Origin of the sequence: Ketobacter sp. GenoA1 (assembly GCF_003671475.1) — a bacterium.
Classification (GTDB): domain Bacteria; phylum Pseudomonadota; class Gammaproteobacteria; order Pseudomonadales; family Ketobacteraceae; genus Ketobacter.
Genome location: NZ_RCHM01000042.1, coordinates 77,577 through 90,066, shown reverse-complemented (window position 1 = coordinate 90,066; position 12,490 = coordinate 77,577). Strand labels below are relative to the sequence as shown.

At 58.2% G+C, this 12,490-nt stretch carries 8 protein-coding genes; 1 reads left to right on the top strand and 7 read right to left on the bottom strand.

The genetic code is table 11. The annotated features are described in order from the left end of the window. Positions 1–20 precede the first annotated feature (20 nt). The 4 genes from D9N13_RS14495 to D9N13_RS14480 form a co-directional block, all read right to left on the bottom strand. A complete protein-coding gene (locus D9N13_RS14495) occupies positions 21–332 on the bottom strand; it encodes an NGG1p interacting factor NIF3 (RefSeq protein WP_290591582.1) in 312 nt (103 codons plus the stop codon). After that, entirely contained in the window at positions 332–700 is a 369-nt protein-coding gene (locus tag D9N13_RS14490) for a type II secretion system protein GspG (protein WP_290591580.1), read from the bottom strand. Before D9N13_RS14490 ends, D9N13_RS14495 begins: the two co-directional genes overlap by 1 nt. A gap of 42 nt (positions 701–742) precedes the next feature. Beyond that, on the bottom strand, positions 743–4,624 hold the full coding sequence (purL, locus tag D9N13_RS14485; RefSeq protein ID WP_290591578.1) for a phosphoribosylformylglycinamidine synthase: 3,882 nt from the start codon (positions 4,622–4,624) through the stop codon (positions 743–745). A 121-nt stretch (positions 4,625–4,745) separates the two neighbouring features. Beyond that, a complete protein-coding gene (locus D9N13_RS14480; protein ID WP_290591576.1) occupies positions 4,746–5,885 on the bottom strand; it encodes a methyl-accepting chemotaxis protein in 1,140 nt (379 codons plus the stop codon). Positions 5,886–6,236: 351 nt separating this feature from the next. On the opposite strand from D9N13_RS14480, the gene mltF reads away from it, so the two are divergent. Then, the gene (gene mltF / locus D9N13_RS14475) at positions 6,237–7,667 is read left to right on the top strand and encodes a membrane-bound lytic murein transglycosylase MltF (protein WP_290591575.1); all 1,431 of its coding nucleotides are present in this window, start codon (positions 6,237–6,239) and stop codon (positions 7,665–7,667) included. 40 nt (positions 7,668–7,707) lie between these two features. On the opposite strand, the gene tadA is transcribed toward mltF, so the two are convergent. The 3 genes from tadA to D9N13_RS14460 form a co-directional block, all read right to left on the bottom strand. Continuing rightward, complete coding sequence (gene tadA, locus D9N13_RS14470) at positions 7,708–8,211, bottom strand: tRNA adenosine(34) deaminase TadA (RefSeq protein WP_290591573.1); 504 nt, start codon at positions 8,209–8,211, stop codon at positions 7,708–7,710. A 111-nt stretch (positions 8,212–8,322) separates the two neighbouring features. Beyond that, positions 8,323–11,409, bottom strand: a complete 3,087-nt coding sequence (locus D9N13_RS14465; RefSeq protein ID WP_290591571.1) for an efflux RND transporter permease subunit — start codon at positions 11,407–11,409, stop codon at positions 8,323–8,325. After that, positions 11,406–12,407 carry an efflux RND transporter periplasmic adaptor subunit gene (locus D9N13_RS14460; RefSeq protein WP_290591569.1) on the bottom strand — a complete coding sequence of 334 codons (1,002 nt, stop codon included), beginning with the start codon at positions 12,405–12,407 and terminating at the stop codon, positions 11,406–11,408. Before D9N13_RS14460 ends, D9N13_RS14465 begins: the two co-directional genes overlap by 4 nt. Positions 12,408–12,490: the final 83 nt, after the last annotated feature.

Here is a 12,490-nt window from a genome sequence, read left to right as displayed (position 1 = left end):
CGGCCGCCGTCGTTACCCGGCTACACCGGCTCCAGTTTCACCAGATCATAGGCGGGCTCTTCGTAGGGATGAGCCGCTTTCAACGCTGCTACGGCATCAGCGATCAGCCTGGACTCGCACACCAGCTCCACCCGATACTCGGATACCAGCTCCACTTTACCCTGCTCACCGATAAAGGGATTGGCACCGGCCAGGGGCCGAAACTGCCCTTGACCCGAGACTTCCCAACAACACTGGTCATACTCGCCTATTTTGCCGGCGCCGGTGGCAAACACCGCCTGCTTGACCACCTCTTTATGGTCTTCCGGTACAAAAAACACCAGTTTATACATTAGCTGTCAGTCCGGGTTTGGACGACGATGTCCGCAGCCAGGCCCTCGCCGCCTTCCTTGCCATCGGCACCCAGGGATTTGAAATGACAGGCATCGCCGTTATCGACCTGATACATGACGAAATCATTACCCCAGGGATCTTTGGAAAAATCAAAGTCGTTGTCTTCTTTGCCGGTGAACAGCTTGCCCAGATCGTTGGCGCTGAGGGGGCACTTTTTCTTTTCGATATAAAAGAACTCAGAGGCCTTGTTGAGCTTGCGCACATGATCCCTGGCCAGCTCGGCTTTGGCCGCATCATTACCGCAGGCGGCAACCAATAAAGCAATTCCCATCAGCGTGCAGGAGGCAACTCGTTGCTTCGTATACATAGGCTTCATCCTCTTTTTGTTATTATGATTGTGGGCAAAAGGTTATCCCAGCCACTTGCGGCCATTACGGAATAGTCGCAGCCAGACACCCTCTTCGCCCCATCCTTTTGGCGACCAGGAGTTTTGCACCGTACGATACACCCGCTCCGGATGGGGCATCATAATCGTGACGCGGCCATCGAGATTGGTCAGGCCGGTAATGCCCTGGGGTGAGCCGTTGGGATTCGCCGGATACGTTTCCGTCACCTGCCCCCAGTTGTCCACATAACGCATGGCGATACCACCGGCCTGAGCGGCCTGCTCAATCTGCGCCAGTGCTTTGAATTCCGCCCGGCCTTCACCATGGGCAACCGCGATCGGTAACTGGGAACCTTCCATTCCCTGCAACAACACGGAATTGGACTGCTGGATTTCCACCATGCTGACGCGGGCCTCAAAGCGCTCGGACTGGTTGCGCACAAAGTGCGGCCAATACTCCGCACCCGGGATCAGCTCATGCAGGTTACTCATCATCTGGCAACCATTGCACACCCCCAGGGCAAAGGCATTATCCCGCTGGAAAAACGCTTCGAATTGCTGCCGGGCCCGGCTATTGAACAATATGGATTTCGCCCACCCTTCACCGGCGCCCAACACATCACCGTAGGAGAATCCACCACAGGCCACCAGGCCATTGAACTCATCCAGCGTTATCCCACCGGAAAGAATATCACTCATGTGCACGTCCACCGGGGTGAACCCGGCGGCGTGAAATGCACCGGCCATTTCGATGTGACCGTTCACACCCTGCTCCCGCAGTACCGCCACCCTGGGCCGGGCACCGGAATTGATCATGGGTGCCGCCACGTTATCCTGCGGATCAAAGGTGAGCAGGGGGGAGAACCCCGGATCATCCACCCGGGCAATCTGATCAAATTCCTGCTGCGCACATTGGCTGTTATCACGCAAAGCCTGAATCCTGAAACTGGTTTCCGCCCAGGCCTGCTCCAACGCAATGCGGGATTCGTCCAGCAGGATGCCATCCCCCTGCCGAATGGTCACCTGAGCGTTGTCCTGGGGTGCCCCCAGATCAAACACCGTCAGGCCTGCACCCTCCGCCTGCTGTACAATCGCGGCCGCGTCCGCCGCACGCACCTGCACCACCGCGCCCAGTTCCTCGTTGAACAGCGCGGGAATCGCATCACCCAAGGCCGCGATATCCACCTGCACGCCACAGTGACCGGCAAAGGCCATTTCGCACAGGGTGGCAAGCAAACCACCGTCGGATCGATCGTGATAGGCCAGCAGCTTTTCGTCCTGCAACAAGTTCTGCATCAAGGCGAAGAACGCCTGCAGTTGAGCGGCACTCTCCACATCCGCGCACTGATTACCCAGCTGCCGGTAGACCTGAGCCAGCGCTGTCGCTCCCAGCCGGTTCCTGCCGTTACCCAGGTCGATCAACAACAGGCGCGAATCCAGCTGCCGTTGCAATTGCGGGGTAACGGTTTTGCGCACGTCCAACACCGGAGCGAAGGCGGAAATCACCAAAGAGAGCGGCGCGGTCACGCTTTTCTTCTCGCCCTGCTCTTCCCATACGGTGCGCATGGACATGGAATCCTTGCCCACCGGGATGGTAATACCCAACTGCGGACACAGTTCCATGCCCACGGTTTGCACTGTTTCGAACAACGCCTGATCTTCACCGGGGTAGCCGGCGGCGCACATCCAGTTGGCGGAAAGGCGTACATCCGACAGTTTTTCGATGCGGGCACAGGCGATATTGGTGATCGCCTCGCCAATGGCCATGCGACCGGACGCCGGCGCATTGATAAGGGCGGCCGGCGTGCGCTCCCCCATGGCCATGGCTTCACCGGTGTAGGTATCCAGGGTGGATGTGGTGACCGCCAGATCCGATACCGGTACCTGCCAGGGCCCAACACACTGGTCACGGGTGACCAGGCCGGTTACCGTGCGATCACCAATGGTGATGAGAAATTTCTTGCTGGCCACTGCCGGTAACCGCAACACACGGTAAGCCGCTTCCTTCACATCCATCACCGACAGATCCAGCGCGGGCAGCTCCGCGGTTTGGGCCTGGTATTCCCGCAACATCTTCGGCGGTTTTCCGAACAGCACCGGCATGGGCAGATCCACCGGATCATTGTCAAAGTGGGTATCATGCACTGCCAGGTGCATCGCCTCGGTGGCTTCACCAATTACGGCATAGGGACAACGCTCACGCCGACAAATGGCGTCGAAGGTAGCCAGATTCTCCGGCGCCACCGCCAGTACATAGCGTTCCTGGGATTCGTTACACCAGATGGCCAGGGGTGACATGCCCGGCTCATCATTGGGTATGGCGCGCAGATCAAACCTGCCGCCCCGGCCGCCATCCTTTACCAGTTCAGGCATGGCGTTACTGAGCCCACCGGCTCCCACATCATGAATAAAACTGATGGGGTTGGCCTCGCCCCGCTGCCAGCATTGATCAATGACTTCCTGGCAACGGCGCTCAATTTCCGGGTTGTCACGCTGCACCGAAGCAAAATCCAGATCCTCGGCACTGGCACCGGTGGCCATGGACGAGGCGGCACCACCGCCCAGGCCGATCAACATGGCCGGACCGCCCAGCACAATCAGTTTGGCTCCCACCGGAATGCCGCCCTTTTCGACGTGCTCGGCCTTGATGTTGCCATAGCCCCCGGCAATCATGATGGGCTTGTGGTAACCCCGGACTTCTTCACCGTTGACCGTGGTCACTTGCTGTTCGTAGGTCCGGAAATAGCCATTGATATTGGGGCGGCCGAACTCATTGTTGAAACCGGCGCCCCCCAGGGGGCCTTCCAGCATGATATCCAGGGCCGAGACGATTCGGCCCGGCTTGCCATAGGGTTGTTCCCAGGGCTGGACAAAGCCGGGGATATTCAGGTTGGACACGGTAAACCCGGTGAGGCCCGCCTTGGGTCGGGAGCCGCGCCCGGTGGCCCCTTCATCCCGAATTTCGCCGCCGGCACCGGTCGAGGCCCCGGGAAATGGGGCAATGGCAGTGGGGTGGTTATGGGTTTCCACTTTCATCAGGATGTGTACGGGCTCCTGATTGAACTGGTATTCCCGGGTCTCCGGATGGGGGTAGAAACGGCCACCGGAAAACCCTTCGATGACAGCCGCATTGTCCGCATAGGCTGACAGCACCCCCTCACCACCACATTCGTAGGTGTTCTTGATCATTTTGAACAGGGTGTGACTTTGCTGCCGGCCGTCCACCACCCAGTCTGCGTTGAAGATCTTGTGGCGGCAGTGCTCGGAGTTGGCCTGGGCAAACATCATCAACTCCACGTCGGTGGGATTGCGCTGCAACTCCTTGAAGCTCTGAACCAGGTAATCGATCTCATCCTCCGCCAGGGCCAGGCCCAACGCCAGGTTCGCTTGGACTAAGGCATCACGGCCACCGCCCAGTACATCCACCCGCGACAAAGGTGCCGGCTGATCATGGTGAAACAGCGTCCGGGCATCCTCCACCGCGTACAGTACCGCCTCTATCATCCGGTCATGCAAAACGCCGGTGGCCTTGTGTCTCTGTGAAGCTGAGAGCGCAGCGTCTGCCTGCAGGTAATACGCCACGCCGCGCTCCAGCCGCTGCACTTTGTCCAGACCGCAATTATGGGCAATGTTGGTGGCTTTCGATGACCAGGGGGAAATAGTACCCGGCCGCGGCACCACCAGAATCAATTCGCCGACCGGTTCCTGTGTGGCCACGGCCGGGCCGTACTGCAACAGTGTTTCCAGTACCCTGCTTTCGCTGTCCGTAAGCGGTTCCGAGACCTCCGCAAAATGCATATACTCGGCATAAATCCCTTTTACTTCAGAAACTTGAGCCGTCAGCTCAGCAAGCAGTTTATCACGACGGAAAGACGATAGAGCGGGGGCACCACGAAGTTGTAACATCAGGGTCTCGGCTGGCTATTGGAGTGAAAATCAGGAAGCGGGGATTATAAAGGAAGTGGAATGGGTGAGAAAGGCGCAATGAGATCAGAATCGGGGCACCATGGCGATAGCCCCGATCTGCTTAGCCCACATAGCGGTTGACGATGTTCTCCAATTCCTGCGCCGTGTTTTGGATCTCCTTCTGCAGACGCCCCAGCTCAGACGCCTGGGTGGCGCCGGTGGCAGACGCATCCCCCATACTGTGCAGCGTCCGGCTGATAGAATCCGCAGCTGCGGTCTGCTGTTCCACGGCAGCGGCAATCTGCTCGTTCATGGCACTGATGGAACCAATGCCGCCGGTGATCGCCTGCAACGATTCCCCGGCTTTCAAGGCCTGCTCCACGCTGAGTTCAGCCTGCTTGCGCCCCTCTGCCATCACCCCCACAGCGTTTTTTGACCCATCCTGCAGACGGGCAATCATGTCATTGATCTCCTGGGTCGCCTCCTGGGTGCGCTGCGCCAGGGTTCGCACTTCATCCGCCACCACAGCAAAGCCCCGCCCCTGTTCCCCGGCACGGGCCGCTTCAATGGCGGCGTTCAGTGCCAGCAGGTTGGTTTGATCGGCAATACCCCGGATCACCTCCAATATGGCACCAATGGATTCAGTATCCGCTTCCAGTTTCTGGATAGCGGTGGCGGCCCGCTCTACCTCATCGGCCAGCGAATGGATGGAACGGGTCACATTGTTGACCACAGTCTGGCCGCTATCGGCTTCATTACTGGCATCCCGCGCCGCCTGTGCGGCCGTGGCCGCGTTCTGCGACGCATCGTGTACTGCCGCGCTCATGGAAGCAATGGCTTCCTGAACCTCCTGGATTTCACGCTCGTAGTGGGTACTGCCGCCCGCAGAGTGCTTACTTAATTCCCGGCTCATCACCTTGATGCGATCCAGGTTGCCGGACACCCGTTCGAACACCTCCTGGAAATGGGCCATGGTCTGGTTCACTGCCACCGCTGACGCAGACGCCTCGCCCTCCAGGCGCTGGTCCAGCCTGCGCTTGCCGGCCACCAGCTCCGCCAGAAAGACCGCAACACTGTCGTCTGACCGGGAACCATTGCTCAGGATCACTGCCGCAACGACGCCCGCCACCAGTGCGATCAGAACTCCGCCCCCCAGCACCAACCACCCGCCGTCCGCCGCGGAAACAGCCCAGGCCAAATAGCCCAACTGCAACACACCCAATACGCTCAGGGCGCTCAAAATCCGTACGTTAGCAGCCATTTTCCCAAGCCTCACACCTTGAATAGTCACGTTGGTTAAGCTTAGGCAAGGTCCCTCCAAGCTGCAAAAAAGATGAATTGTAAATTGGGTCACATTTAAATTCGTTATTTGTATATAAACGCCTGGTTTTATGCGATCTGTTACACATTGAAATCGACTTTAGGCCCTTATGCGGATATAATTCGTTCACTTTTTATACAAATTTAAGCTGACGAACAGTTCACAGATTTTGCAAGAATTGCCGGCACGCCCTGCAACTCTCTGAAACCGTTACTGTTTAGATTCAATGTCAGTGGGTACAGGGATCAGCCTGCAGGCTAAACAGGGATTCTGTTAATACGACAACGATTTATGAACGCGATAACATGGCTGATCAAAACCATCATGGGTGCCGCGCTGGCAGCAGGATTCCTGCTGGTACCAGCCTGCCAACCCAATTTACCCCTGCTGGAGCAAGTCCGGCAAGAGGGGGAATTGGTAGTGGCCACTCAGGAAGGTCCCACCATGTACTATCAGGAATGGGATCGGGAAACCGGCTTCGAGTTTGAACTGGCCCGGGCCTACGCCGATTATCTTGGTGTCAAACTCAGGATTCAAACCTACAGCGACCTGGGTGAGCTGCTGAAGGCGGTACGCAGCGGTGAGGTACACATGGCCGCAGCCGGCCTCACGGTGACACCACAACGGAGCCGTGAATTTCGTTTTTCATCCCCCTACCAGCAGATCAGTCAACAGCTGATCTATCATTCCGACCACTCAAAACCCCGCACCCTTGATGACCTGATCGGCAGAAAGCTGGTGGTGATCGCCAACAGCAGCCACTCAGAAAACCTTGAACGGCTGCAGCGGGATCATCCCGGCCTGAACTGGGAGGAAAAATCCAACAGCTCTGCCCTAGCGCTGCTCAATATGGTGAACGACGGGCAGGCGGATTATGCGGTGCTGGATTCCAATGTCTTCAACACCTACCGCTCGGTTTTCCCTGAGTTGCGCACCTCGCTGGAGTTAAGCGGCCCTGAACCGTTGGCGTGGGCTTTCTCCAGCACCACGGATGGCTCCCTGTTCACCTCTGCGGAGTTGTTTTTCAATGAAGTCAATGAGAGCGGCGCATTGGAAGAGTTACGCATTCGCTTTTTTGGCCACCGGGAGTTTGACTATGTAGGTGCACGCACCTTTCTGTCCCACCTGGATTCCCGCCTGGTGAAATTCGAGGAGACCTTCAAAGCCTCCGCCAAGGAACTAAACCTGGACTGGCGCCTGCTGGCGGCCATCGGCTACCAGGAATCACTGTGGAATCCCAACGCCATTTCCCCCACCGGGGTCCGTGGCCTGATGATGCTGACCCGGCGCACCGCCAAGGAAATGGGCGTCAGCAACCGGCGGGATCCGGAGCAAAGCATTCAGGGTGGGTCCCGCTATTTCAAGAAGCTCTACAAGCGCTTACCACAAGCCATCGCCGAACCGAACCGCACCTGGTTTGCCCTGGCGGCTTACAACGTCGGATACGGGCATTTGATGGATGCTCGCCGACTGGCGAAGAAAGACGGCATGGATCCCAACGACTGGTTTGATGTGAGGCAGAAACTGCCCTTGTTGCTGCAGCGGGAATACTACTCGCAAACCCGTCACGGCCGTGCCCGCTCCGGGGGCCAGTCGGTGATTTATGTACGTAATATTCGCCGCTACTATGAAGCGCTGGTGTGGGCAACCGAACGAAACTATCACCGCTATACCCCCACCCCCCAGCGCCTGGTGGCGATGCGCGAAGCACTGGTTCACTGAGCAGGGCTTACCTCTGGCATCAGGATTGCGCCACTAAGGTTTAGCCCTGCTGTTTATGTTGGCGCTTCAGGCGCCGGCGCATTGCAAAAAATCCGCTCATCAGGGCACTGCATTCTGCCTCCAGACACCCCCCCTCATAGCGCACTTTATAGTTCACAAACGGCTGATCAAAGAAGCGTTGCGCACTGACAATGGCACCCGCTTTCGGTTCACGGGCCCCGAACACCACCCGGTCCACCCTGGCATGCAGCAGGGCGCCCGCGCACATGGAACAGGGCTCCACCGTCACATACAGGGTTGAACCGGGAAGCCGGTAATTGCGTTCCTGCTCACAGGCGCGGCGTAACGCCACAATTTCAGCGTGGCTGGTGGGATCGTTGTTTGCAATGGGCCGGTTATAGCCCTCACCCAAAACCACCGCCTCACGCACGATCACCGCGCCAACCGGTACTTCCTGCTCCGCCGCCGCCTGCTGCGCCAACACCAGGGCGCGCCGCATCCAGAGCAGGTCCTGATCAGAGAATGAGTGTTGGGTTGTGTTCATGGGCAGGTTCTACTGTGCCAGCCTGTAGTGCTGAAATGGGAGGGAATAACCGGCAACATATCACGATTGGAAAAACCTGCCAATCAGTGCAGCGGGGTGAGTATGCCGGTCTCAGCTCAACACCACCGGCTGCCTGCGCACCGACGCATAGTAGATCAACGGAATCACCACCAGCACCAGAACGGTTGAAAACAGCAGCCCGCTGACGATGGTGGCAGCGATGGGGCCCCACAGCAGGGACTTGCCGCCGATCCCCAGGGCCAGGGAAAATAAACCGGCGATGGTGGTGGTTGAGGTAATGAGGATGGGCACCACGCGGCGGCGGCCGGCGTATATGGTGGCGTGCAGGGGGCTCATGCCCGATTTCAGGCGACTGTTGGCGGCAGAGATCAGGACGATAGCGGAGTTCACCGAAATGCCCGACAGGGCCACCACGCCGTACATGGAGGTAAAACTTAACGGATTGTTGGTAAGCACCAGGCCGAACACCACACCGATAAAGGCCAGCGGCACCGAAACCAGGATCATCAGGGGTTGCAGATAACTTTTGAACTGGGTGCCCAAAATCAGGTAAATCAGGCCCAATCCCATGGCGAACAGCATGCTGATGCCGCTGAGGTTTTCTTCAATGTCATCCAACACCCCGGAAAAATCCAGACTGATGCCCGGGTGTTGGGCACGAATGGTATCCCAGTAGGCCCGGATCAGGTCATTGGCCGCCACCGCATCCAGCTGCGTCTCATCGATGTCCCCGTTGATGGTGATGGAACGCTTGAAATTGTAGTGGCGGATATTCTGGTAGCCGGAGCCGTACTCTGCCTGCAGCAGCGTACTCAGGCGCACAGTCCCTCCATTGGCGGTAGTCAGGGTGGTGCTCAGCAGAGCGTCCAGATTGTCCTCGCTGCCGGTGCGCGCCAACAACCGGATATCCACCTCTTCACCCAGGTTTTGATAGCGCCCGATCAGCAGGCCGTCTACCCGGCTTTGCAAGGCGGCGGTGACCACCTGCGGTGCAATGCCGGCGCGCTGGATGGCATCGCCATCCAGGGTGAGCTTCAATTGTGGACTGCCGGTTTTGAAATCTGTGTTGATGTTTTTGAAGCGTGGGTCCGCCTGCAGGTGGGCCGAGATTTTATCCACCACCGCCTGAATGTCCTCGAAACGGTCACCGCGAACCTTAACACTCACCGGTTGCCCCACCGGCGGACCATCCTCCAACACCAAAACGGACACCTTGGATTCACCCAATTGCTCCCCCACTGCGTCCTCCACCGCCGCAATCAGGCTGTAGGTGTCACGCATGTCACCGCGAATGGGGTTAAGGCTGATGAAAGCCTGGCTGTAGTTTTCACCGAAATAAGGCTCGGTCTGGGTAAACATGATGCCACTGTAGGCAACAGTGGCCCGCACTTCTTCCGGCTCCAACACCGCCAGAGCCTTGCGTTCCAGTTGTTCGGCAACGGCCATGGAATCGTCGATGGTATAACGGGCCGGGGATTCCGCATTGATGTACAACAACCGGTAGGGGTCGGCGGCAAAAAAGTTCACGTTGATCACACCACCGACCAGCAACAGGACAGCCAGTGCCGCAACACCCACAATCCCCAGCAGGGAACGCACCGGATGACGCATCACCCGGATCAACAACAGGCTGTAGTAATGGCGGATATTGCGGGAAAAGTGCTGGCGTTTGCGCTGCAGTGCCGAGGTTTTGTCAAAGTTAACCCGCATCACGGAAACATGGGCCGGCAGCATCCAGAACGCTTCCAGCAGGCTCACCGCCAGGGCGATGCACACCACCATAGGAATCACCCGCAGAAAATCCCCCATGATTCCGGGCAGCAGCATCAGCGGCAGAAAAGCAGCGATGGTGGTCAGCACGGAGGTGAACACCGGTGCTGCCACTTCCTGCAGTGCCGCCATGGCCGCCTCCATGGCAGAGCCGCCCTGTTGCAGACGATAGTAGATGGTTTCCACCACCACCACGGCATCGTCCACCAGCATCCCCAGGGCGATCACCACACCCAGCAGTACCGTGTTGTTCAGGCTCATGCCCATGGCGTGAAGAATGAAAAAGGTGGCGGCCAGGGTAAAAGGAATACCAATCCCGGTGAGCAGGGCGATACGCCCGCCCAGGAAGATAAACACCACCAGTATCACCAGGCTGAGGCCGATGCCCGCGTTCCACTGCATGGTGCGGATGGCGTCCCGGGTGCTGATGGTCTGGTCGTCCACCAGGGCCAGGTGATAACCCTGGGGAATCACCACCGCCTGCTGCCGCTCGATGAACTGGTTGAGGTTGTCCAACAATTGCAGGGTGTTGGCCTGTTCCTGTTTGGTGATATTGAACATGATGGCCGGCTGGCCCTGATAGTGGGCAAGAATCGATGGCTCGGCGCTGCTGCGATAAATCTCCGCCAGGCTGCCCAGGGGCACCACTCCCTGAGCCGTCACCACCGGAAAGGCTTCCAGCTCATCCAGGGAGCTGCTGGTGCCTTCCAGCCGCACCAACCAACGGCCGTTCGCCGTGTTCATATCCCCAATGGCCACATCACTGAAATAGGCACGCACAGTGTCCGCCAGATCGTTGGGGTTGATGGCGAGCCCGAGCAGTTTTTCCGGATAGAAGGCAATGCGCAACTCCGGATCTTCGCTGCCCATCTTCAGGACTTCGTCCACCCCCGGTTGCCGCTCCAGGGCCAGTTTCAGGTCGGCGGCATAACGGCGGAAGGCTTCGTCAGGGGATTGCGCGGTCAGCACCAGGCTCGCCGTAGGGAATCCGGAGGAAGAGGTGATCTCGCGAATCTGCGGGTCGAGTGCCTCATCAGGCAATTGATCGGTATACACGTTCTGCACTTCACGGCGCAGATCCGCCACCCGTTCCCGGAACTCGGTTTTACTCAGTTGGTTGAAGCGTACCAGAATCGATGACACACCTTCGCGACTGGTGCTGGTCACAAAGCGCAGATCCCGCACTGTACTGCTGATGGTATCCTCAATCGGGTCGGTTACCCGCTTTTCCACGTCGATGGAAGAGGCGCCCGGCAGCGCAGTGGTGATGTCAATCCAGTTAAAGTTGATCTCCGGATCCCGGGCCCGGGGCATTTCCTGATAGGCCAGGATACCGAGGATAATCACCAGGCCAAAGGTAAGGTTGGCCAGTACGTGGTTTTCAAGAAAACGGCGCAACAGGTTCACGGCAAGGGCTCACCTGAATTCAACGGGCCCAGCCCCTTCACCACAATGGGGGTATCCTCTGCCATCGCCAGTGGCGCACTGCGGCCGGGGATGGCATTGGGCAGAGCAATGAAGTGCGCCTTGCCTTGCTGCTTGATGAAAACGCCCCATTGCCCATCCCGCTTCACCACATACTGGGAGGGAACGAAGCTGCGGGGATCGGTCCAGACCAGTTTGCCGGCGGTACCCGGTGGCGGTGTATCACCGTGAAACGCCAGGCGGATTTCCTGATCACGGGTTTCGGTATTCACAATACCACCGGCGCGCAGCAGGGAAACCGGATAGCTCTGATCGGCGACGAACACCAGGTCCGCTTGGCTCAGTTGCGCAACTTCCCGAGGGTTAACCAGGGCGGACAGTTCCAGTTGCCGGGTATCCACAATGGTGATCAGGGGCGTGCCGACGGCGGCCAGTTGGCCCACGTTGGCAATACGCTGGGTAACGATGCCATCAAATGGCGCCTTGATCTGGCAACGTTTCACATCCAGCTGTGCCTGCTGCAAATTGATTTCGGCCTGTTGCAGCTCCGCTTGCCGGGCGATGGCTTCGGCGTTGGCGGTGTCGACGTTCTCCCGGGATGCCAGATCCTTCTGCATCAACTGGGTAGCACGATTCTGCTGGGTTTTGGCCAGATCCAAACGGACCTGGGTGATGGTGATACCGGCCTTTGCCAGTTGCAGTGACAGATTGAAATCCGTGCAATCCAGTTGCAGCAGTATTTCACCTTGCTTGACCTGCTGACTGACACCCACCGGAATGGCAGTGACCGTGGCCTGCAGTTGGGCACTGAGGGTGGTGTGATTCAGGCTGACAGCAGTGGCCGGCGCCTGGCGGGCGGGATGCTCGGCGATCTGTGCCAGAGTCAGGGTGCGTTTGCTGTCAGCCGCGTACAGGTTGTGGGTCAGGCCGACACCCAGGGTCAGGAATAAAAGACAGAGTTTCCGCGTTGCTGTGGTCATAGAAATCTGAACGTTGAAAAAAGAACTGGCAGCATAGCGAGACGATTATGGCAATGCAACGCGCATCAATAATCAATTACGCA